Annotated in this window: 16 protein-coding genes; 5 read left to right on the top strand and 11 right to left on the bottom strand. The window is 54.7% G+C overall.

The window, feature by feature from the left end; translation table 11 throughout:
* Positions 1-133: 133 nt before the first annotated feature.
* Together BLR08_RS02010 and BLR08_RS02005 are read right to left on the bottom strand one after the other, a co-directional pair.
* On the bottom strand, positions 134-2,257 hold the full coding sequence (locus BLR08_RS02010; RefSeq protein WP_072327916.1) for a helix-turn-helix domain-containing protein: 2,124 nt from the start codon (positions 2,255-2,257) through the stop codon (positions 134-136).
* Positions 2,258-2,459: 202 nt separating this feature from the next.
* Positions 2,460-7,691 carry a BNR-4 repeat-containing protein gene (locus BLR08_RS02005; protein ID WP_176835392.1) on the bottom strand — a complete coding sequence of 1,744 codons (5,232 nt, stop codon included), beginning with the start codon at positions 7,689-7,691 and terminating at the stop codon, positions 2,460-2,462.
* Positions 7,692-7,968: 277 nt separating this feature from the next.
* Here BLR08_RS02005 and BLR08_RS02000 point away from each other — a divergent pair, with 277 nt between their 5' ends.
* The 4 genes from BLR08_RS02000 to BLR08_RS31545 all read left to right on the top strand — a co-directional run bounded on the left by BLR08_RS02000 (position 7,969) and on the right by BLR08_RS31545 (position 10,347).
* The gene (locus BLR08_RS02000) at positions 7,969-8,841 is read left to right on the top strand and encodes an Rpn family recombination-promoting nuclease/putative transposase (RefSeq protein ID WP_072327912.1); all 873 of its coding nucleotides are present in this window, start codon (positions 7,969-7,971) and stop codon (positions 8,839-8,841) included.
* Between the two features lie 174 nt (positions 8,842-9,015).
* Positions 9,016-9,237, top strand: coding sequence for an HTH domain-containing protein (locus BLR08_RS31555; RefSeq protein ID WP_256257375.1), 222 nt, complete (start codon positions 9,016-9,018; stop codon positions 9,235-9,237).
* A gap of 229 nt (positions 9,238-9,466) precedes the next feature.
* On the top strand, positions 9,467-10,300 hold the full coding sequence (locus BLR08_RS31550) for an IS3 family transposase (RefSeq protein ID WP_371117079.1): 834 nt from the start codon (positions 9,467-9,469) through the stop codon (positions 10,298-10,300).
* Positions 10,261-10,347, top strand: a complete 87-nt coding sequence (locus BLR08_RS31545) for an IS3 family transposase (RefSeq protein WP_256257413.1) — start codon at positions 10,261-10,263, stop codon at positions 10,345-10,347. Before BLR08_RS31550 ends, BLR08_RS31545 begins: the two co-directional genes overlap by 40 nt.
* A gap of 87 nt (positions 10,348-10,434) precedes the next feature.
* Here the strand turns inward: BLR08_RS31545 and BLR08_RS01990 are convergent, their stop codons facing one another.
* The 7 genes from BLR08_RS01990 to BLR08_RS01960 all read right to left on the bottom strand — a co-directional run bounded on the left by BLR08_RS01990 (position 10,435) and on the right by BLR08_RS01960 (position 20,147).
* Positions 10,435-11,103 (bottom strand): DUF4386 domain-containing protein, encoded by a 669-nt coding sequence (locus tag BLR08_RS01990; RefSeq protein WP_072328355.1) that lies wholly within the window; start codon positions 11,101-11,103, stop codon positions 10,435-10,437.
* Positions 11,104-11,213: 110 nt separating this feature from the next.
* Positions 11,214-13,982 (bottom strand): winged helix-turn-helix domain-containing protein, encoded by a 2,769-nt coding sequence (locus BLR08_RS31980; protein ID WP_072328354.1) that lies wholly within the window; start codon positions 13,980-13,982, stop codon positions 11,214-11,216.
* Positions 13,983-14,138: 156 nt separating this feature from the next.
* Complete coding sequence (locus tag BLR08_RS01980; RefSeq protein ID WP_072327911.1) at positions 14,139-15,965, bottom strand: UbiD family decarboxylase; 1,827 nt, start codon at positions 15,963-15,965, stop codon at positions 14,139-14,141.
* A gap of 187 nt (positions 15,966-16,152) precedes the next feature.
* On the bottom strand, positions 16,153-17,262 hold the full coding sequence (locus tag BLR08_RS01975; RefSeq protein WP_072327909.1) for a sensor histidine kinase: 1,110 nt from the start codon (positions 17,260-17,262) through the stop codon (positions 16,153-16,155).
* Positions 17,255-17,947 carry a response regulator transcription factor gene (locus tag BLR08_RS01970; RefSeq protein ID WP_072327907.1) on the bottom strand — a complete coding sequence of 231 codons (693 nt, stop codon included), beginning with the start codon at positions 17,945-17,947 and terminating at the stop codon, positions 17,255-17,257. Before BLR08_RS01970 ends, BLR08_RS01975 begins: the two co-directional genes overlap by 8 nt.
* 62 nt (positions 17,948-18,009) lie before the next feature.
* Positions 18,010-18,873 carry a M15 family metallopeptidase gene (locus BLR08_RS01965; RefSeq protein WP_072327906.1) on the bottom strand — a complete coding sequence of 288 codons (864 nt, stop codon included), beginning with the start codon at positions 18,871-18,873 and terminating at the stop codon, positions 18,010-18,012.
* A 137-nt stretch (positions 18,874-19,010) separates the two neighbouring features.
* On the bottom strand, positions 19,011-20,147 hold the full coding sequence (locus BLR08_RS01960; protein WP_371117078.1) for an MFS transporter: 1,137 nt from the start codon (positions 20,145-20,147) through the stop codon (positions 19,011-19,013).
* A gap of 389 nt (positions 20,148-20,536) precedes the next feature.
* On the opposite strand from BLR08_RS01960, the gene BLR08_RS01955 reads away from it, so the two are divergent.
* Complete coding sequence (locus tag BLR08_RS01955; protein WP_072327904.1) at positions 20,537-21,118, top strand: TetR/AcrR family transcriptional regulator; 582 nt, start codon at positions 20,537-20,539, stop codon at positions 21,116-21,118.
* A 153-nt stretch (positions 21,119-21,271) separates the two neighbouring features.
* Here the strand turns inward: BLR08_RS01955 and BLR08_RS01950 are convergent, their stop codons facing one another.
* Both BLR08_RS01950 and BLR08_RS01945 read right to left on the bottom strand, forming a co-directional pair.
* Positions 21,272-21,871: a TetR/AcrR family transcriptional regulator gene (locus tag BLR08_RS01950; protein WP_072327902.1), complete on the bottom strand. Its 600-nt coding sequence runs from the start codon at positions 21,869-21,871 to the stop codon at positions 21,272-21,274.
* Between the two features lie 28 nt (positions 21,872-21,899).
* On the bottom strand, positions 21,900-22,328 hold the full coding sequence (locus BLR08_RS01945) for a VOC family protein (protein ID WP_072327901.1): 429 nt from the start codon (positions 22,326-22,328) through the stop codon (positions 21,900-21,902).
* Between the last annotated feature and the right edge of the window lie 248 nt (positions 22,329-22,576).

Here is a 22,576-nt window from a genome sequence, read left to right as displayed (position 1 = left end):
TTTCTCGTTTTCATGTGCTTAGCGTACAGCTTGGCGCAGCCTTCTTCAATTTCAATATCTGAATTCGGCTTTCAGGAAAAGAAAAACAGCCTCCGGCAGCGGGTTGCCGGGGCTGAATGGAAGCCTGCGTCGGTTATTGATCGCGGAATTGGGCGGGGGTGACGCCCCAGAACTGCTTGAACTTCGTTGTAAAATACGGAACGCTGCGGAACCCGCACATTCCGGCAACCTCCGCTATCGTGTGAGATTTCTCGGACAGCAGCTTTTTCGCCAGCTCCAGCCGCCGCCTGCTCATATAATCGGCGATCGTGCAGTTGAACTGCTCCTTGAACACCCGGCCGATAAATTGCTTGGAATACGACGTATAGTCGGCCAGCTCATCGAGAGACAGGTCGCGGTCCAGCCGTTCGTCGATGTAAGTTTTCACCGAGAGGGCGACCCGCTCGTACAACGACTCGCCCATGCCCTTCTGGCTGGCGACAAACTCGAGGCTCAGCTGCTCCAGGTGATGCAGTGTTTCATCCAGCGAGCGCTTGCGGTAGAAGGCAATGACCTCTGACGAAGTCAGCCGGAAGCTGCCCCGGCCCGAATCCATCACGACCTTGGCGAGCGCCAGCGCCATATGATGCAGCAGCAGCTCATAAGCGTCGATCGTCAGATTGGACTGCAGCAGCGTGTCCCGGCACATCGCATAATGCTGCCGGACGAGCGACTCGTCGCCGGACCTCAGCTTGTTCTCCAGCGCCTGGATATCCAGCAGCTCCATTGAGATCGGCTGCTTATGCTCCAATTCCTCGTAGGCGATCAGCAGCTTCATGCCGAACACAAATACATAACCCATCGCTTCCTGAGCCTCGGCGTAGGAGATATGAATCTGCTCCGTGCCGGACGCTACGGTGCCCATCGCCGCAGCGAAGCCGTACTCGGGACCAAGCTTGATGCGCAGATGCTCCAGCTCGCGGCGGACATGCGGAATCATCTCCTGCCCATCCAAGTCGTCTACGCAGTAGATGACCGCCACTCGCTGGCTGTCGACCGGCACGGCATAGCTCGGAAGGCTGCCGGTCTTCAGCTCCAGCTGCTTCTGGAGCGCTTCGGCCGTATGCGGAGCTTCCACTTGCAGCAGCGCAGCTACAAAAAGTCCGTCCGGGCGAAGCGGCAGCGGCTGCTCTCCGGCCGGCATCCGCCCAGCCAGCACATCATACAAGCTTTTGTTGTGCTGCACCTCCAGCATGCTTTGCAGCCTGAGCATAAGCCCCTGCACCCGCTTGTGGAAACCAAGCGACATCGCATAGGACAATGCAAGCCCGATCAGCATCGTCATCGAACTGATGATCCATACTTTCTTTTTCAGCTCTTGAGTAAGCAGCGTGATCGAGTTCAGCGGGCGAAGGCTGACATAGGTCCAGCCGAGGTTCGATTGATACGCCGACAAGCTGACCTCTTTCCCCTCGAAGCTAGTCAGAGTCGTCCGCCCTTCCGGACCGGCACGCTCCAGCAAGCCGTTCATCCAGGACAGATCAGATTGCCGCCCCCCGTCCAAGAGCGTGTTCGATACGGCCAGCGCGCCTTGCTCCGTAAAAATATAATAGCGATCCTCTTCATTCTGGATAAGCGCTTGAAGCTGGCCGACCACTTCCCTCACGCTCAGATCGATAATCATATAGCCTTTGACCTGCGCCCCTTTCGACCGGTATGGCAGGGTGTAAATATAACTGAGCAGCGGCTGCTCCGTCCCGTCCGGCTGGAGGATCGAGCGGGCGAACCAGCGGTGCGGCTCCTGGCTGTCTATATGCGCAAGCAGCTCTCGGCTTGGGGAATTGGCCGGAATTTCGTAGAAATAGTCCTGATCCACCACAATCTCCGATCGCTTGAAATAAAACGATATGCTTTCGAGCCCGGGCGATGCCATCTTCAGCGTGCTCAGATCGTTGCTGAGGCTTCTTACCTTGGAATAATTGCCCGCCAGCTCATGCTCCAGAAAAAAATTGATTTCTTCCGGACCGGAGGAACGGATGGTCGTCATCGCCTTGTTCAGTCCGGATAACTCGTACCGGTTCAAGTAATTTTCCTCGATCACGTGCTGGACGCGCTGCAGCTGATGTAAATTTTCCTGGGAGAGCTCCTGCGTATGCAGCTCCTGCGCGTGCTTGGTCAAGTATCCTCCGAATGCCAAGATGATCACAACCATAAGCGCCAAATACGACAAGATCAGCCGTCTCCAAAAATCGGATCGATGTTGAATAAGTCGCTTCATCCGTCTGCCCCCGTCCGTTTCTGTCGTTCTCTCTCATCTCATCATACGGACGAATCCGCCCGGCGTAAATGCATAATCGAGCGGCGGCGCGGAAAGCCGTCCGATGAAGAAAAGCTTAGCTGAGCTAGGTGCTTGAACATTCCCACGTAAGGCTCCCTGCTTTTGGTGCGTGGGAAGGAATGGATGTGCGGGCTTATCCCGGTTAAGGCGACTGGAAGTCGGCTGTCGTCAGCAGCCGCCACGTCAGCCCGCTGTCCCGGGAGATCAGCGTGCTCATGCCGGTCGGCACCATACCGCTGAATGTCGTATACTTGCGGCCTTGCGTCTGATAGGTGCCCATAGGCGTCAGCGTTCCGGACGGGTTTTTCAGCTGCTCCCGGTCCGGCCATACAAACATATAGGCGTCGTATTCGTCCTTGAACATTTGGCTCTGCCGCGACTGGCTGTAATACGTCAAGTACAGATCACCGCTGTCCGGGTCGACCTTCAGCTTCTGATTCCATACCTCGTAATACGACTTGAAGCGTTCGGCCAGATTGACGCTTGCCGCCCAAGCCTGGCCCGCCGGCTTGCGGTACAGCGTCATGTCGAAGTTGTAGCCGCGCTGGGAGTTCCTCGTGACCAGATACAGCGTATCGTCCTGATCCACGACAACCGATGCGTAGGAATTCGCCTGACCGATCAGCTCAGGCGCGTTCCACTCCGATATGTTGCGGGGCAGCGACGACCTCGTATAATACACCGGATCATGGTGTCCATTTACAAAGGCGTGCAAATAACCTTGGCTGTCTACCGCGATCGCCGGCCAGTTATGATCGTCGTTGGCTCTGCCCCCGTATCCGACGAACACCGGCTCCGACAGCTGTCCGGTCGGGATATCGTAGCTGACGACGTAAGCAGGCAGCCCCTTGCGGCTCTCGCGCAGCTGATTGCCGGCCGTCCACGTAAGAGCGGTCGCCGGATGATTGGCCGGTATCGCCGGCGCTTTCTCCAGCTCCATGACGCTGTAGATAAAGTAAACGCTGTCTGTAACCGTCACAGCTACGTTGGTATCCCCCGAATGCGTCGGCCCCATAGTCAGGCAGCTTTCGCACACCTTCGTTCTCGGCGGGATGTACAGCTCTCCGCTCGGCAGCTTCTGCGGGATGACGAAATATCCGCTTTTATTCTTCGAAGTCCAGTAATCATGAAGCGTAATGACAGGCGGCCTGCTGAGCGCGTCCGTATTATGCGTGTCGAGCGCTTCCAGCTTGGCGAACGAGCCGGTCAGCGGGTACGCCTTCCATGTTTTAAGCTGATCGGCGGAGTGCAGCAGCAGCGACCGGAGAACGCCCGTCGTTCCGTCGGCATTCACCTGCTGGATCGTGGCTGTCATATAGGCATCGCCATCGGAATCAAACCGGATGTTGACATCCTGGTAGAAGTTGTCGTCCCGGTGCTTGTAGCCGTACCAGCCGAGCTGCTGCGCCGCATAACGCTCGAATACCGGCTCGAGATCATGCTGATACCAGCGCTGATTCTCCTGATCGTATACCTGAATCACCGAGTTGCCGTAGCGGACATAGCGGCTGCCGCCTGGCGCAAAGCTGACCGGTCCGGGCATAAACTGCGGGTAATATCCGTATACGGCCCGCTCGGTTTTCCAGTATGGCTCATGAACGACCGGGCCCGAAGGCTGCTCCCTGATTTCAGCGGCGCCATGATTCAACTGATGCGCCTCCATCGGCACGATATCGTGCTGGGCCGCGATCCGCGGTCTTGTCTCCACGAACTGGCTCAGCGCATACGTATCGCTCCCTAGACCGTGAGCGGTGAGCAGCGCTGCCTGCTCCTGCTCGATCTCCTGGCGACGCGACGGCGATGCGGTTTCATATTCGAGTTTGTTGTTCACATAACGTAAATAAGCAGTTAACGGCATCGCCTCGAAGCCGTCGGGATAGGCGACCGCATACGAGACAAGCATGCTCGGCTCCGCCTCGGTCAGCGAGGTGAGTGCCGCCAGCTCGTTCACTCCCCGGTCATGCAGCTGGATATCGTCCAGATAGAGAACCGTATGCGGACTCGGCTCCTTGTTGAAGGCTTTGGCCGAGAAGCTCATTTGCTCGATCCGATGCCAGCCTGCCGTCTCTCCCGAGGCCGTGAAGGAGCGAAACGGGATTTCGATCTGCTTCCAACCTGCGAAGTCAATCGGGAACGTGTAGGAATAAAATTCCCGCCAAGAAGTCGATGGATGATCGGAATGCAGGATCAGCGACACGTTTTCCTGCGTAGCGGCCTCCGCATAGATCCAGAACGAGACGGAATTGCTCGCCGACCAGTCCTGTTCGAACGATCGTGTGGAAATCGTCGGGTAATAAGGATGGTTAGCCCATTTGCCGGCGGACTGCCCTTCCTTTACATGAACGCTGGAAGCTGTTACTCCTCCGGTTGCAAGCTGCTCCAAGGTCGTCGTACGGGTTGCCAGCAGATTGGAGTCCTTCCAGCCCGGGTTATCCTCCAGCAGGTATGCTTCGCTTCTCCAAGCTCCGATATCCTCGAAGCCGAAGGTATCGCTGGTGACGACCGGTTCGGGAACAGGGTCCGTCTCCCAAGGCAGCTTCGTCTGAACGCGGACGTCATCGAAGTAAACCGCGCTTGTGTAACCGGTCCAATAATCTCCAAGAGCGATCCGCGTCATATATGTCGCTCCGGTCGAGCTGTACACTTCTACTCCGTCAATGTACATCGTCACTCCGGTTCCGGAGCGATAGTCGAAGACAAGGCTATGCCAGCCGGTCGTGCGGCTTACGCTGGAGGCATAAGTCGTGCCGCCGACCCGGTATACGTAATGAGAGGCGCTGACCGGCGTGCTGACGCCGAGGCCGATAACCGTCGAATTGCGATCGGCATATGCCAGTGCATTCGTCCGGGCAACCGACGTATCGTCGTAGAACCGGATGACCGCCACATCGTTGGACCGCGCCGCAAGCTGATGCTGGATGACATCGAGGTCTTCGTCCAGCGCGTAGCTGTATGTCCCCTCATAGGCTTGATTGGCCGAGGCCAGCGGAGTGCCCGATACGCTGACCCACCGGTCAAAGCCGTGCTCGAAGCCGTCCTTGAATATCATTCCCGGCTCCTGCGGCACTTCTCCCCCGATGCGAAGCTGGTCATACATGATGCCCGCCACATGACCGTCCTTCCAGAAATCGCCCAGGACAATCCGGTTAAAAGCCGACTCGGCCGCCGATTCCGCAATCAGCTTGCCGTCGATGTAGAGAGCTACCCCTGTGCCTGAACGGTAGTCGAACGCCAGGCTGTGCCACCCTGTTGTCCGCTCGATCGGGGAAGCCGTCACCGCCGAACCGATCTGGTACACATAATGCGAATCTGAGACGGCCGCATCTACTCCAAGACCGATTTCCGTCAGCAGCCGGTCGACGCGCACCATCGTGCGCAGCGAGTCACGCCCCGCTTCGTCGTAGAACCAGATTTCAGCTACCTGATTGAAATTCATCCCAAAGTTATGTCCGATCGTCTGCTCGTCTTGACTGAGCACGAAGCTGTACAAGTCGTTGTGAGCGCGCGCTGTCGTGACCGTGGGCGTGCCGCTCAGCGCTGTCCAGTTGGCAAAGCCGGCGTCAAAGTTTTCGGCCGTCAGCCCGTCCGCGAACGGCGCGTCCCATGGCAAGCTGTCCTGGACGCTAAGCCGGTCGAAATACACATCCGCAACCGGTCCGCCGCTCCACCAATCGCCAAGTGCGATCCTCTGCAGCGCCGTTGCCGCCGTGCTGGACGCTATCTCCGCGCCGTCGATATAGAGCACGACCCCGCTGCCCGACCTGTAGTCGAACACAAGGCTATGCCAGCCGGTAGAGCGGGGAATGCCGGACGACGTTGTGACCGAGCCAATCCGATGCACATAATGGGCCGAAGCTTCCGCGCTGTTCACCCCGATCCCGACCGGCACCGTGCCGCTGTCGGCGAAAGCCATGACGTTCATTTCCCTGTCCGCATCATCATAAAACCAGATCACGGCCGCCTGATTCAGCGGGGCCTGGAACGCATGCTGAATCGCATCCTGGGCCTGGTCCACCTTGTAGCTCCGCTCGCCGTCGCGCGCCCGGTCGGCGGAAACAGTCGGCGAGCCGTGCAGCGTCGTCCAGCCGTCCAGCCCGTCATCGAAGGACTCCTGGAAGCTCAGCCCTTGCGGATAAGCAGGCTGCTCCCATGGAAGATGGTCCTGGATACGAACATCGTCAAAATAAACATGGCCCGTCTTCGCATCCTGCCAGAAATCGCCGAATGCCACTCGGCTCAACCCCTCGTCTCCCGCAAATTGGCCGACCGGCACGCCGTCGATATACAGGGACACCTGCTGGGCGGATCGGTAGTCGAAAACAAGAGAGTGCCAGCCTGCGGCACGCTGGATCGATGTTGCGCCGTCAGACGTACCAAAGCGATACACGTAATGGGTCACGGATATATCGGTGTTCACGCCAAGCCCGGCAATCGTCAGTGCGGAATCATAAGCATCCGCATATGCCATAACTGCGAGCTCTTGATCCGCAGCATCATCATAGAAGTTGATGACCGCCACCTTGGACTGCATGGCAGCCAGCTTATGCTGGATCGCATCCTGATCCTCGTTCACCGCATAGCTGCTCGTTCCGCTTGCCGCCTGGGCCGTACTTGCATCTGCCGTTCCGTAAAGCGTGGTCCAGCGTCCCAGCCCGTATTCGAAGTCGTCATAGAAAACGACGCCCCCCGGCTCGGCCACAGGCAGCGCACTGGAAGCCGCCGGCGCCGGCACCGTATACGGCTCCCACGGCAGCTTGTCGCTGATGCGGATATCGTCAAAGTACGCGCCGCTAATTTTGCCGTCGCTCCAATAATCGCCCAATGCCACCCTCTTGTAAGCGGTTACGGAATTGGAGTCGGCAACCTGCTTGCCGTCGATATACAACACGACCTTACTGCCCGAGCGATAGTCAAATACGAACGAATGCCAGCCCGTCGTCCTCGCGACGCCGGACGCCGAGCTGTTTGCGCCGAGGCGCACGACATATTCATTGCCGCTTACCGACGTGTTTACGCCAAGCGCCACAGCCGCCGATGTATTGGCATCCACAAATGCATATGCACTCATATTGCTGTTCGAGGCGTCATCGTAAAACCAAACTTCGACGGCATCGCCTCTGGCCGTTGAAGCAAGCCGCTGAATCACATCCTGATCCTGGTCCAGTATGTAGCTGCTTTTACCGTTATGCACGCGCAGCGAGCTGGCCGTAGGCGTGCCGTGGACAGTCGTCCACCCGCCGAAGCCCGCTTCGAAGCCGTCCTGGAATGCGATCGCCTCCGCCGAAGCTTGCTGCGGAGCCGCCTCGCTGCCGATCAAACCGAATACAAGCAGAACTGCGAGCAAGCGCCGCATTTCTGTTTGAAGCCTTCTCATAACTGCATCCCCTCTCATCCTTTCGTCGTTTAAAAGCGGATGTGCCGGCCGACACCTGGATATGGCCCTTCCCTTCCTGTTCAGACCCTGATCGCCGCTCCCCCCTCTCCCCTCGCGTCTATCCTAGAGGCAAGCAGGCGTCAATTCAATTTCAAATTATGAATTCAAGCTTTAATTTAGGAATCGAACGGCCCGGCAAGCTTTTGCTTCGTTGCGCCGAGCTACAAAAACAGCGGTCATACATGATATAATAAGAAGAAATGGAGTTGATTGTCAGATGCAGGACTTGCTTGACCCTCGAAATGATTTTGTATTTAAACGTATTTTTGGCAGCGAGGACAATAAGGATGTGCTGCTTGCTTTCTTGAATCGCACGTTTGCTGAATCCGGAGAGCTGCCGCTCAGCGAAATTGTTTTGCTCAACCCCTACACGGACAAAGACGCTCCTCTCGATAAACAGTCCATCTTTGATATCTGGGCGAAGACGACCGAGGGAAAATTGATAAATATCGAAATGCAGCTTTTCAATAAATATGACATAGAAAAACGGACGCTTTACTATTGGAGTAAACGCTACTCCAGCCAGCTGCAAGAAGGACAAACTTACAAAGAGCTTAAAAAATGTGTTACTATCAACATTTTGAACTATTCTTTTATCTCTAATGAACTTTATCATAATGTGTTTCATTTGAGGGAAGACCATACGGGACTCGAATTGAGCGACGATATCGAAGTCCATTTTATGGAGTTATCCAAGCTGGACGAACGGGCTGTTCCGATGGAGGGCGGTTTGATAAATTGGTTGCTGTTTCTCAAAGGGGCCGACAAATCGAATTGGGAGGTACTGAGGATGAACGAACCGACTTTGAAGAAAGCAATGGATACGCTCGAGTTTCTGAGCCAGGACCGGGAAGCACGCCGCTTGTACGAGGAGCGTCAGAAATACTTGCATGATGAGGCGTCCATGATCGAATGGGCGACGGAGAATGGGCTGAAGAAAGGACGGGCTGAAGGCAGGGCTGAAGGAGAACTTGCCAAAGCTGTTGAAATTGCCAAAAACATGCTCTCGATGGGTATGGATGTTTCGGTGATCGCCCAAGCAAGCGGGCTCTCCATTGCCGAGGTAAAGGCGCTGAAGCCGGTTCAATAGTCATCTCCCCATCCCATGGATAACCGCCGCGCCGTTGACGGGATACCGAATCAAACCAAAAAAGCTCCTTGCCCGTTTGAACTCTGACCCGTAAGAAGGACACTTTGAAAAAAGTGACCCTCTTGCGGGTCATTTGTGTTTTAATCAGATCAAAGGTAAGGAGCGGAGCCAATCATGGGGAATATGAATCGGACGTTGTTTACGGAAGAGAACATGAAAAAGCTGGAAGGCAATCCAAACGTTCATCACGTATCAGAGACCGATATCACGTATACACCTGCGTTTAAAGTGGCGGCGGTGCTTGCTTATCAAACAGGTCAAACACCAGCGGAAATCTTTATTAAAGCAGGATTCGACCTTGACCTCATCGGCATAACAAGCCTAAGCACAGCTTAAAGCGTTGGCGTGAGACCTATGCCAAATACGGTGAAGCAGGTCTCCTGGCAGAGCGAAGAGGTAAAGGCAGCACCGGCAGACGGCAAGCTAGGGCGTTGTCGGCAGAAGAAGCGCTCGCACGTGCCAACGCACGCATTAAGCTGTTGGAAGCCGAGGTGGATTTCCTAAAAAAGCTCGAAGCGCTCGAGCGGCAGAAAGAGAACGGCTAACGCCCTCCGAGCGCTACGAAATCATTTATCATACGATTCGCCAGCACGGTCTTAGGCGGATGACGCGCTACTTGTGCCATCAAGCGGCGGTCAGTACCAGCGGCTATTACAGATGGCTGAAAGCGGAGGAGCACCGCCAAAAGCGGGCAGCGGCAGATGCGTGTGACTTCCGGCTCATTAAACAGCACTTTGAAGCCAGGCGAGGCAAAATAGGTGCCTTGGTCATTAAAATGCGTCTGGAGAGGATCGACGGGGTCATTATGAATCACAAGAAGATTAGACGGCTTATGCGTAAATTTCATTTGGTCGCCACCATACGTCAAGCGAATCCCTATCGAAAGATGGCCAGAGCGACGCAAGAGCACAAGACCTGCCCTAATCTTCTCAAACGTCAGTTTGATCAGGGGGAGCCCGAAAAAGTACTTCTGACCGATATTACCTACCTGCGTTATGGAAACGGTCAGTGGGCCTATCTGTCCTGTGTGAAGGATGGTGCGACCCGTCAGATCTTGGCGGAGTACGTGAGCTCGACGCTCGAGCTCTCCCTCGTTGAACGGACGTTAGATCGCTTGCTGGAGCGCTTGGGCGGCAACCTGCATCCGGAAGCCATCCTTCACTCCGATCAAGGTATGCACTACACTCATCCTAAAATTCGGCTGCGAATTCAGAAAGCCGGGTTTAAACAGTCGATGTCGAGAAAAGGGAACTGTTGGGATAATGCTTCCATGGAATCGTTCTTCGGTCACCTCAAAGACGATGTTCAGTTTGTGGACTGCCAACCATCGATGAGGTCAGGGCCCAAGTGGCCAACTACATCGCCTACTACAATTCAGAACGTTATCAATGGACATTAAAGCAAATGACCCCTGACGAATACAGGAGTCACTTGCTTACAGCTTAAGCCAGCTGCTTTTTAATATCTGTCCACGAATGGGGTCACAGTTCAGTTTAATCGAGCAAGGCGTTTTTTTGGCGTTGCTTGTTGCTATCATTCGGTCACGGTCAACCTCACGCCTTTCACAATCAGCCAGAGCGGGCAGACGATCTCAAAGATTCCGCCCGGAATAAACAAGATGTACCCGGGGTCAACTCCGCCAATCTTCAAGCAGCTGTTTGCCAGCAGCGCCAGGTAACCGATCACGCCCAGCAAAGAAATACCGCGGGGAATCAGCCTCGTACGGTACAGCACATAGCAGAACATAAGGCTGCCCAAACCTAGCGCAAGCATCGCCAGCTCAAAAGCCATATCCTGTCCCCGAATCATCATGCTCCCTATCGCGGCGAAATAGCCGTCCGACTCATCGTTCCCTGCAGCGATATAATCTTCACTTACGGCAACAAGCATTAACGTCATAAGCATCCCCACAGCGAGCAGCACCGCTTCGATGATTCTCGAACCGAAGTAACCGAGCGCGAGGCTTTCATGCTGCGGCTTCAGAATCGGATACATCAGCATCGCTATCCCGACCACAGCTATGGAATTAATTAGCTCCAGCGACAATCCGGCGAGCACTTTCATTCGCTCCGGATAGAGCCGTGCGAGAAACTCCGGTTCGTTCAGCACAGCGTCTATGATCCCGCTTCCCGTCATAAAAGCAGCCGTCGCCAGCAAAAACAAGGCGCCTGCTAGTTTGGCATTGCGTTGGTAAGTATCCATTGTCCCTTCCCCTTTCGACATGCAGCATTAACTCCAGCATATCGGCAAGGAAGTCGGACGTATAGACACTTAAGTGTTGCTGTGCTTGCCCGGCGGCGGCTTGCCCCGGATTAATCCGTCCACCCCAGCTTGCGGGCAAGCGCTACCGCCTCTGTGCGTCTGTGTACCTGCAGCTTGTCGAATATTCGACGATTATGCCCTTTTACCGTGTCCAGCGACAGAAACAGCTTCTCGCCGATTTCCCGATTGGAGAGGCCTTGGGCAATAAGCCGAAGCACCTCCAGCTCGCGCGAAGACAACGGCTCTATCCAAGGATAGGCTTGGACTTCCTCCCGTTTCTTTTCCTCAGTATACGAATCCAGCAATATCCCCATATATGCACGCAATCTCCCCGCCACAGCCGCTTCCTTCAACACTGGAATGAGAACCGGGCCTTCATCGATCAGGGTGCGGAGAAGCCCGCTCTCCTCGGCCGGCTCAAGCGCCTCGAGCAGCAGCCGGACGGCACCGGTTCTGTCCCCATGTGCATACAGCGCCGCCGCTTGCAAAATCATCGCCTTCAGCCGCTCATCCGCCCAGCCCCTTGCCTCCGCCCGCTTTCGGAGCGGCTCAAGCAGGGACAACGCAGCAGGCGTGTCCCCGAGTGCCAGGTGAGCCCGCGCCTCCGTCAGCGAGAGCCCATGCTTCCGGGCCACATGCAGGGCATCGGCCGCGTCCCCCCGGCGAAGCAAAGCCAGCGCCTGAATATCGGCAATCTGGGGAAGCCGATGCCAAAGGCCGTGAGTACGGGCGATGCGTACGGCGTTGGCCGTATGGACGGATGCCGGAACCCAGTCGCTCTCCGCCGCCTTCAGCCGCGCGGCCAACATTTCGCACATGACAAGGCTGTCACCGCTTGCCAGCTGCCGCGCCACATGCTCGCTCTGCTGTGCATGCCGCCTGGCGTCTTCGAGATCGTTACGTTCGTAGCTGATACGCGCCAGCCCCAGGTGCGCTTCGCAAGCAGCGCGCACCGGCAGATCGCCGAGCCACAGCAGCGCGCTCGCATAACACTCCTCGGCCTCGAACAACCGGTTGTCCGCTTCCAGCAAGCCTCCCAATCCGACGGACGCCATCATGTCCAATATCGTTCCATCCTTCTTCCCGCCCATAGCCAAACACCCGGCATAAGCCTCCATGGCTTCGGCGCGGTCTCCACGGAGCTGATACGCAACCCCCATCAGCCAAAGCATCGTCTGGCGGACCGGGTGCATGGCTGGCTTCAGGTAGGCAGCGGCTCGTCGTGACAGCGCGATTACCGTATCCAGCAGCTCCGGCTCTGGCGACGAAGCCGCATGTGCAGGGAGGATCAACTCTACCAGGTCATGGGTTTTATCGTCAGCTTCCGTCCGCCGCAGCGCGTCCTCGGCGGCTAACAGCCTCGGCTTCGCGGAAACGGGCTGTCCGGTAATCCCTATCGAGGCTACCGCTGCGCGCGTGGCGGCGATCAAGCCGATGAGTCCGTCAGTCCTGGTATCCGTCCCAGGTCCGGGCATGGCTGCTTCCGCAGCTTGCAGCTTCGGCTCGATCTCGGTCGGCCTGCCTGCCAGCAATAAAGCCGAGCCATAGATGACCCATAGCGGCGGGTTGTCGGCCAGCTCCGCTTCGGTAAGGGACTCCAGCCAGTCAAGCACCGGGAGCACTTCGCCGCGCAAATGCAGAGGCATGCCGTCTCCTAACGCAAGCCGGGCGGCAAGCTTATGATTGCCGGCAGCCGCTGCGTGGCGGAAGGCTTCCATGGCAAAGCCTCTGCTGGCATACCATCGGCTCGCCCGCTCATGCAGCTCGGCCTCCTCGACCCCGTCGGCGGAAGCCGGCATCCGGCGCTTGAATTGCTTCCGCAGCAGTTCGGCAAACAGCGCATGATGCCGGTACCAGCGCTGCTCCCGATCCAGCGGAACAATAAACAAATTCGCGCGTTCTAGATCGCGCAGCATCTGATCGCCGGGCACCCGGGCCTCATGCAGCATAACGGCATCGCAAAGCGAACCGCAGAATCGGCCCAGGATCGAGGTATACAGCAAAAATTTCTGCACGGACGCCGATTGCTTGCTCAGCACTTCTTCCATCAGATAGTCCATCAATAGCCGGGGACTATCCTGAAACGCCGGCACCGGTTGAGCGGCGCCGGAATGTCCCGTCATCGACAGGGCTGCGATCTGCAGGCCGGCAATCCATCCTTCCGTGCGGATTTCCACGGCCGATACCGCTTCGGAAGAAAGCTTCAACCGCATCACGTCCGTAAGAAAACCGGCAGCTTCAGCCGTATGAAACCGCAAGTCAGGAGCGCCAAGATCGGTTACTTCACCGTTGACCCGCAAACGTGCCAAAGGAAGATTCGGCTCCTCGCGCGTCAGAATGACCATATGCATATTCGGCGGCATGTAATCCAGCAGCAATGATATCGCTTCGTCGACGCCTGGCGAGTGAATGACATGATAATCATCCAGGACGACTACGAACTTCTCAGGGAACTTTATCAGATCCTGGATCAAAACAGTTATTATCGCTGCTAGCGGAGGCGGCTGCGGAGCATGAAGCAGCTTCGCTGCGCCCTCCCCCAGCTTCGCCTCGATCGTGCGCAGCGCGGCAAAGAGATAGGTCAAGAAACGATGAGGAGCGTTGTCTCCTTCGTCCAGCGACAGCCACGCAGCCGGCCGTTTCTCCCGGGATAACCACTGGCCGGCCAACGTGGTTTTGCCATACCCCGCCGAAGCCGAGATCAAAGTCAGCTTCCGGTACAATCCTTCCTGAATCCGGTCAATCAATCGCTCTCGAAGCACGGCTCTGGGCCGAGACGGCGGGATGCACAGCTTCGTGTCTATAAGTGGCGGGACCATCCACATTTCACCTTTCCCGGGGGACCCCGAATAGATTGACAGGCTGCCGCGGTCCGTCAGTTGGCGGCTCGCACCAGCCGCTCCGGACGGCTAAACGGCAAGGAACGGCAGAAAACCATGCTTCTGCTGCATGGTTTTCCGTGAATCTGCCGGCCGCTAGATTGAAATGCCGCTTAAGCTCGCGCCAGGCGCAAACAAATGCCGGATAGCGCTCTCCACCTCCGCATCGGGCAGCAGCGGCGGCGCTTGATGCGGCTTCGTGCGGGCGTCAATCAGCACATTGTCGCAGCCCCAATGCTTATGCTCATAGTAGCTGTTCACTCCGTGAATATCATGGGAAGGGTTGCTGCGGGTGAACGTTGCCCAAAGAAAATTAGCAGTCGACGCACTCATAAAGTCGCTGTCATCGCATAAAACGATCAGCGGACATGAGGGCAGCGGGCCCTTGTCGCGAATCGAGCCGCACAGACGGTTGATTTCCTGCGGCGCTTCCTCGTAGCTCGTAAATGCCGAGCCCTGCAGCGCCACAACACCCGGCATAATCAGCTTCGCGTGACCCAGCTCCTTCAGAACGCCGGGCACTTCTTGACATAAGTCTCTGATCTTGTCCCCTACCGCTGCGAATATAACCTTGCTGCCGGTGTTCAGCCCGGTTCCTGAATAATCGAGCGTATCGATGGTCGTGTTGGTTTGAAAATGAATGTCACGGTGAAGATCGACCCGCTCCAGAATATAAGTTAAAAAATCCTCCATCCGATGCGTGCTTAAAGGCTGCTTTTCTTCAGCCGTAATGAATAAATATTTGGCCAAGCTCAGCTGGCCGGTGCCCAATATCCGGTTGGCGATCGTCAGAAGCTCCGCCGGCCGCTTCACCTGCTCATAGGGCGTGTATCGCTCACTGCCGATCGCAAACAGCAAAGGATGCACCCCGGCCGCGTCCACGGCATGGACCTCCTTCACCCCCGGGATTTCCTGCCGGATGGCGCCCCCTGTCAGCTCATGGATCAATTCGCCGAACGAGGTATCCTCCTGCGGCGGCCGTCCGACGACCGTGAACGGGAATATCGCACGCTCTCGGGCGTACACCTTATGCACCCTCATGACCGGAAAAGGATGAACCAGGCTGTAATAACCGAGATGATCGCCGAAAGGTCCCTCCGGCTTCGTTTCCCCGGGATGAATCTCGCCGGTGATCACAAAATCAGCGTCATGACTGATGCAAAAGCCGTCGACGTAACTGTAGCGGAAATGCCGTCCCCCGAGCAAGCCGGCGAAGGTCAGCTCGCTCATGCCTTCCGGCAGCGGCATGACCGCGGATAGCGTATGGGCTGGCGGTCCCCCGATAAAGCAGCTGACCTTCAGCGGCTGACCCAGCTTGTTCGCCTTGTCCTGATGGACGCCGATGCCCCGATGGATCTGATAATGAATGCCGACTTCCTTATTGAGCACATAGTCGTTGCCGCTGAGCTGAACGCGGTACATGCCCAGGTTGGAGTTCATGATCCCCGGCTTCTCGGGGTCCTCCGAATACACTTGAGGCAGGGTGACAAAAGCGCCTCCGTCATCTTTCCAATGTTTAATTTGAGGCAGATCGGATATTTGAATTTCCCGGAACCCTTCCGGCAGCCCGCTCGTTTTTTTGAGCGGCAGCGCCTTTCTGGCAGCCAGTCCGGTTCCTATATATTGAAAAGGACTTTTGAGCGCTTTAATCGGGTCGTTGCGCAGAGCAATAACGTTCTGCGCCTGCTCCAGCGTATCCCGGAAAATAAACTTGCTGCGCTCCATCGTTCCGAACAGGTTGGATACCGCCCGATACTTCGAACCCTTCACCTTCTCGAACAACAAGGCCGGTCCGCCCGCCGCATATACCTTCAAATGGATGGCAGCCATCTCCAGATGAGGGTCCACTTCTTCCTTGATGCGAACCAGGTGCCCATGTTTCTCAAGATCATTAATACATTGCTCCAAATTATGATATCTCACGGTACAGCTCCAATCTCCCGAAGGTCATCACCCGCTTTGGCATAGCATGGCTTAAGGGAATGTCCCCTATATTATCATCAAACTTGCACGCCAGGTCAATGCTTGGCCGGAATGGCGGATTATTATTCGTTCCAATAAGTCGTGGCCCGGTATAATCACCGCAAAATCCAGAAAACCCCGCCTCTGTCTATGCATGGCCGGCATCAGCCGGGACGGGCCGCGGCAGCCGAACCTCAAACCGGGTACAAGCCCGGCTGCTTTCCACAGCAATGGAGCCGCGATGCTGCTCGACAATGTTTTTCGCAATAAACAAGCCGAGCCCCGTGCTTCCATCATGATACGCACGCGCTTTATCGCCGGTGTAAAACATATCGAAGATATGCGGCAAATCCGCGGAAGAAATATATTCGCCATAGTTGATGATTTGAACGACGGCCTCATTCTTATCCGCAAAGCCGCGCACATCAATATATTGTCCGTCCCGGCCGTAGTGGGCGGCATTGCTCAGCAAGTTCTCGAATACCCGAGCCAGCAGCTCGCCGTCCCCCCGCACCGTTAACGGCGACACCTGCAGACGGGAGGTTAAGCCGTTTTTCTCAAGGACAGGGTACAGCTCTTCGGTTAACTGGAGCAGCAGCTCGCTCAAATCCACCGGCTTTGCCTCGATCGCCAGCCGGCCGTAGCTCATGCGGGCCACTTCGAACAATTCGTCGATTAGCCGCTGCAGACGAAGCGATTTCGCATGGGCCACCGTGATGTAACGCTTCCTTTGCGCCGGGGTCAAATCCTCGTCCTTCAGCATAAAATCCAAATAACCGATAACCGAAGTCAGCGGCGTGCGCAGATCATGGGCCAAATTCAAGACCAGCTGTTCCTTGCTGTTTTCGGCGACATCGCCTCTCTCCGAAGCTTCACGCAGCTTGACACCGGCCAGATTAATATCCCGCGCGATATCGCCGAATTCGTCCTGGGAAGGGATATAAATCTGATTGTTAAAGTTTCCGTTTGCAAGCTGATGGATACCGCCGGATATTACGCGGAAGTATGCGGCGTATCGTTCGGTAAGGAGAAAGAAAAACCAAATCGAAAGCGGAATAAAAAAAATCAAGAAAAAGTTGATGTCGCCCACTTCCCTTATGAAATAACGAAAACGGGTCAACGGATTTTCATATCTGGTCGTATAGTAATAAAGCTGGAGCAGCTTGTAAATGACAAAGGTAATCAGCCCCGCAAACAACATGCTGAGGCCAAACAGCAGGATCATTCTTGACCGAAAACTTCGCAGCATATTAGCCATTGAATGTATATCCCACCCCCCATACGGTTTTGACCCATTTATTTTTGTCTATGTCATCTCCAAGCTTCTTGCGCAGCGTCCGGATATGAACCATGACGGTATTGTTGCCTTCATAGTAATCCTCCCCCCATACCTGCTTGAAAATTTGCTCCGAGCTGTACACTCTCTTGGGGGCGCTGGCCAGCAAATGCAAGATATCGAACTCTTTGGGCGTCAGCTCTACGGGAACGCCGTTGCATATGACCGTCCTCTCATCCGGATGAATGACCAATCCTCCGGCTTCCACAATGGATTTGCCGGTTACCGGCTGGCTGAACTGCATGGATCGTCTCAGCTGCGCCTTGACCCGGGCGACCAGCTCCATCGGATTAAACGGCTTGGTCATATAATCGTCGGCGCCGCCGATAAGCCCTGTAATTTTGTCGAGATCAGATCCTTTGGCGCTTAAAAAAATGATCGGCATCACATGCTTGTCGCGAATTTGTCTGGTCACCTCGTGACCGTCCAGCCTCGGCATCATGATATCCAGAATAGCCAAATCGATCGCATATCTCGCAACGGCATCGACCGCCGCTTGTCCGTCCGCCGCTTTTATGCAGTGATACCCTTCCTTATTCAGGTACAGCTCTATCAAGTCTGCGATTTCCGCATCATCTTCCGCAATTAGTATCGTAACCGGCTTCATTCTGCCCACTCCCGCCCGCTATGGTTTGCTTCTCATTGTATCAAACTTTCGGCCTTATGGATTCACTTGGCGGCTTTTGTTGTCCAGCTCGTCACGATAACCCCATCCTTATTGTTGCCCGAAATCTCATAGGGACCCTTCACATTCACCGTAGAGCCCCCCTTCCTGGTCACTGGATAATAAGAAACCTCGTAGGTGCGCTGGCCAATCGTTATCGTCATGCGCTTTTGTTTTTTTACATAGTCCAAATATTGCTCCAGCACCATATTCTTCTCCTGCATAATGGCACTGTGCGGCAGCCCCACATAACGAAAATGCCAAGGCTCATGCTCAATCCCCGTAATATCGACTTTATCCGGCGGATAACGCAATATAAATCCGTATTTCCATGCGTTTTCCTCCAGCCATTTTCCCTCCGGCGCTTGCATCATCTTCCCCAGCGATGACCCTATATCGAGCGAAAGCCCCAGATTATGCTCGCTGTAGCCTGCAGGCATCGCCAGCTCGGCGCCCTGCTGCTCATACAGCTCATGCTGCTCCTCATGATTCCTGTACCCGCTATTCAGTATAAAATGATTAACGCCGTCTTTTCTTGCAGCTGCAACCATTGCCGAGAACTTTTCGGCCATATCGGCGGACAGCTGAATATGGTTATCAAGCAAAACAAATCCCTCGGTCAGCTTTTTATGCTTGGACAAGGTTACAGCCTTGGCCTGGATAGAAGCCCGCGCTTCCGGAGGCACAGGATAATCCTTATTAACCAACAACAGATTCCCTTTATATACTTGATCCTTGGTTATTTGAATGGTCGATACGGCTTCTTCGCCGATCACTTCTGTTTGCTGTTCCACTGCCTGCGGCTTAATTTCAGAAAAATAATAACTGCATCCAATCAATATCACGATCCCAAATACCCACTTTTTCACGGCTAGCTCCCTCCCGGTCTTGGCTGACTTTCATTCAGAATAAGGGAGACTTCTTAAAAATAAGCGCGGCAATAAATAAAATTTTTATTAAGCTGCACGGCCGCCGGGAGGGGCGGTGGCCTTTGCGCCTCACCCGATCACCGGCGCGTTAGTCTCCAATAAAGCAGGGCGACGGCGCTGACTGAAGCTCCCAATATGCTCACACCGCTCCAGCCTGCATAGGCGTAGATGGCAGTTGATGCAATCGATCCGATCGCGCTGCCTAACGAATAAAAGATCATATAACAGGCGGTGAGACGGCTGCGCGATTCGGGACGTGCGCCTAGAATCATGCTCTGGTTAGTCACATGTACGGCCTGTACGGCAAAATCCAGTATAATCACTCCAACGATCAATCCCCATAGGGAATGCCGAGTTAAGCTGATGGGCAGCCATGACAGGAACAGCAGAGCCAATGCGATGCCCGTTGTCCGTTGTCCTCTCCCCCGATCCGCCAAACGTCCCGCTTTGGCCGCCGCTAACGCACCGGCAATGCCTGCCAGACCGAATGCCCCGATCGCGCTATGCGAAAGAGAGAGCGGCGGTTCGCTTAGAGGGAGCGCCAGCGAGCTCCAAAATATACTGAATACAGCGAAAATGAAAAAAGCCAGTACCCCGCGCACGCGCAGCATCCGTTCTTGAACAAACAATAAGAAAACGGAACGAATCAACTCCCCGTACGAAAGAGTCGTTTTCTCCCGTTCCACCTTCGGCAATGCCCTCAGCAGCACGCCCGAGATAAGCAGCATGAATGCCGCGGAGACGAGATAGACCGAACGCCACCCGGCAAGATCCGTCAATAGGCCTGCGACGACCCGCGCAAGCAGAATGCCCAGCACGACGCCGCTGGTTACCAAGCCGATGACTCGTCCGCGCTCGGATGGCGCAGCTAGCGCTGCGGCGAATGCTACCAGCGTCTGGGTTACAACGGCCAGAAGTCCGACCGCGGCAATGCCGGCGATCAGTACTGTGCTCGTAGCCGCGCAACCCACCACAACCAAGGCTAACACGGACAATAACATGTGACTGATGATCAGACGCCGTTGCTCAAGCAGATCTCCTAACGGCACCAATAACAGCAAACCGAGCGCGTAACTAATTTGAGTGACGGTGATCAGAATGCCGATCCTTGAATGCCCAATGCCAAATTCGCCCGACAATGTGTCAAGAAGCGGATGCGCATAGTAGATGTTGGCAACGGCCATCCCGCATGCCGCGGCAAATAACAGCGCCATAGTCCGGGATATGGAAGAAGCGCGCCCCGGTCTGACCTGCTCAACATCTCCGGTGCCCGATTCGATTAGCTGATCGCGATGCTCTTCGTCAATCGACGCCAATGTGCTTGTATTCGTTTCCTTCATCCTCGGTTCCACGCTCCTCTGTGAATATTCAACTATTATAACGTACCGATCGGTACAAATTTAATTTAAAAAATAGCCCATAAAGGACGGTATTGTCAAGTTGGTATTTCCTAATCTTTAACCGTAGTCTTCGCTTTTTCCGAACAAGATACCCTACCATATAGCGCAACATTTGACAAAAAAACCTGTAATGGCTAAACTAATATCATACTGATCGATATGTTATGTAGCGGTTAACAAAAGGAGAAGGGGGGCGGCGTACGATGGTACGACCGCGTGAATTCGATGAAGAAAAAGCTTTGGACGCAGCCATGCAGCTTTTTTGGGAAAAAGGATACGACGCCACATCATTAAGCGATTTGACCTCTCGCATGGGCATCCAACGGCCAAGTATTTATTCCGCCTTCGGAGACAAGGAGGCTCTGTTTGAAGCTGCGTTGCGTAAATATACGAAAACCCATGCTTCGCATGTGCGGTCCAAACTTCAAGGCAAGTCGTCTGTTAGAGACGCGTTCCGAGGATTTTTTGAGGGCCTGATCGCAGACGGTTATGAAGGAGGTCCCAACAGAGGCTGTTTTTGCATCAACACGATGGTTGAGCTTGCCCCTCATAACGAGAAATTTGAAGTACTGACAAGAGAGCATCAGATGTATCTTGCGGCTATCTTTCAAGAAGCCATCGAAAGCGGTGTACGATCAGGGGAATTGACCATAGACACAAGCCCTAAAGCATTAGCGCAATCGTTCGTTATCTCATTGATCGGACTTACCGTCCTGTTGAAAGCGCGGCCCGATCGCCTATTTGTACAAAATTGCGTAGATTCCTTGCTCTCATCGCTCAAATAATTCACCGGTATGACAAGCAGCTGCTTAGCCCACATGTTTAGAAGCCGCGCGATTACCGACCGGGAAATCGAACAAGCTCCGCAGCAAGCAAAGAGCGGGACAATGCCCGCTCTTCGCCAATTCGCCCATGCCCTTCATTATGCGTCGGTCGGATCATGGAGCCGTATTTTGTTTGAATCCATTCAGAAACACGCCAAGCAGCTTCATGGTTTCATCCAGAGCATCCGGCCTCTGCAAGGATTCATTGGCAAGCCAAAGCGCCGTCTCATTCAATCCCCCGGATATAAAATGGGTCAAAGCATCAAGGGGCGTCATTCGGAAGCAGCCCTGCTCCTGCATAAGTTTAATCTGCTCCCTCAACAGACGCATCGAATGGTTGCTATCCATCTCTCGCCAAACTTCCCAGCCAAGAATCGCCGGGCCGTCGATCAGCATAATGCGCCGGTTCCGCTCTTCTACCGCGGCCATAATAAACGCCCGGCAACCCAGGTAAAGCTGCTGCCATATATCATCGCTTGTCGAGGCCTCCAGCTCCACATTTTCGGCGACTTCGCGCTGGACATCTTCCAGGACAATACGAAACAGCTCTTTTTTGCTGCGAAAATGATGATACACCGCACCCCGTGTCAGATTCGCTTCTAGAACGATCGATTCCAAGGCCACATTCGCATATCCAAACGCTGTAAAATGTGTTCTGGCAACCTCGATCAGTTTCCTAATCGTTTCGGTTGCCTCCTCTTTCTTTTTCCTCATATTGGGCTGGTTCTCCATTCATAACACTTTATTTCCAGCTTTCCTCGACATACTGGCTGCTGAATTCGCCCGTAGGAGGGATGACGGTGATGACATCGATCAAAATTCCGTTCGGATCGGCAGTGATGAAATGACGTTGTCCGAAATCTTCGCTCCGGATATCCAGCTCCAAAGGAAGCTTGGCCTTTTGAATGAGCCTTTCATACTCAGTATCGACATCTTCCACTTCAAAATTAAGGATCAGCCCGCTCGTTTTCTTCCTGTAGGCGTCGGGAATGGTCGGATGAGCGGCATCAAGCACCGCCAACTCAAACGGTTGATCCGCGCCGGACATTTTCAAACTGACGTACCACTCCCCATCGAACACCTTTTCAAATCCAAAATGCTTTACGTAGAATGCCGCGGTGGAATCGACTTGGTCTGTTAAAATCACGGGATAGAAGCTGGATACTTTCATGGATGGAAAACCCCTTTCGGTTTTGGTAGCTCTAATTTAACATACATACAGTATGTATGTAAATGGCTGACGGTTTATTTTTTTCTAATCCACATTTACTTATTGCGCAAGCCTTAAATCCCGCATATTTTTCTTTTTCTTTTTCCTCGTTCCTTCTTCCTGTTCCTCCTCCCTGCTTCTGCTCTCTGCTCCCTGCTCCTGCTCCTGCTCCTGCTCCTGCTCCTGCTCCTGCTCCTGCTCCTGCTCCT

Origin of the sequence: Paenibacillus sp. cl123 (assembly GCF_900101595.1) — a bacterium.
Lineage (GTDB): Bacteria > Bacillota > Bacilli > Paenibacillales > NBRC-103111 > Paenibacillus_G.
Note: the sequence above shows the minus strand (reverse complement) of the source record. Positions and strands in the feature narration are given on the sequence as shown.

What these genes read in the sequence shown, in the direction of transcription:
- BLR08_RS31555 (WP_256257375.1), top strand. Translation starts at nt 9,016, where the DNA reads ATGGGGAATATGAATCGGACGTTGTTTACGGAAGAGAACATGAAAAAG.
- BLR08_RS01950 (WP_072327902.1), bottom strand. Translation starts at nt 21,871, where the DNA reads ATGAGGAAAAAGAAAGAGGAGGCAACCGAAACGATTAGGAAACTGATC.
- BLR08_RS02005 (WP_176835392.1), bottom strand. Translation starts at nt 7,691, where the DNA reads ATGAGAAGGCTTCAAACAGAAATGCGGCGCTTGCTCGCAGTTCTGCTT.
- BLR08_RS01975 (WP_072327909.1), bottom strand. Translation starts at nt 17,262, where the DNA reads ATGGCTAATATGCTGCGAAGTTTTCGGTCAAGAATGATCCTGCTGTTT.
- BLR08_RS01955 (WP_072327904.1), top strand. Translation starts at nt 20,537, where the DNA reads ATGGTACGACCGCGTGAATTCGATGAAGAAAAAGCTTTGGACGCAGCC.
- BLR08_RS02000 (WP_072327912.1), top strand. Translation starts at nt 7,969, where the DNA reads ATGCAGGACTTGCTTGACCCTCGAAATGATTTTGTATTTAAACGTATT.
- BLR08_RS01945 (WP_072327901.1), bottom strand. Translation starts at nt 22,328, where the DNA reads ATGAAAGTATCCAGCTTCTATCCCGTGATTTTAACAGACCAAGTCGAT.
- BLR08_RS01970 (WP_072327907.1), bottom strand. Translation starts at nt 17,947, where the DNA reads ATGAAGCCGGTTACGATACTAATTGCGGAAGATGATGCGGAAATCGCA.
- BLR08_RS01960 (WP_371117078.1), bottom strand. Translation starts at nt 20,147, where the DNA reads ATGGCGCTGTTATTTGCCGCGGCATGCGGGATGGCCGTTGCCAACATC.
- BLR08_RS31980 (WP_072328354.1), bottom strand. Translation starts at nt 13,982, where the DNA reads ATGGTCCCGCCACTTATAGACACGAAGCTGTGCATCCCGCCGTCTCGG.
- BLR08_RS01990 (WP_072328355.1), bottom strand. Translation starts at nt 11,103, where the DNA reads ATGGATACTTACCAACGCAATGCCAAACTAGCAGGCGCCTTGTTTTTG.
- BLR08_RS02010 (WP_072327916.1), bottom strand. Translation starts at nt 2,257, where the DNA reads ATGAAGCGACTTATTCAACATCGATCCGATTTTTGGAGACGGCTGATC.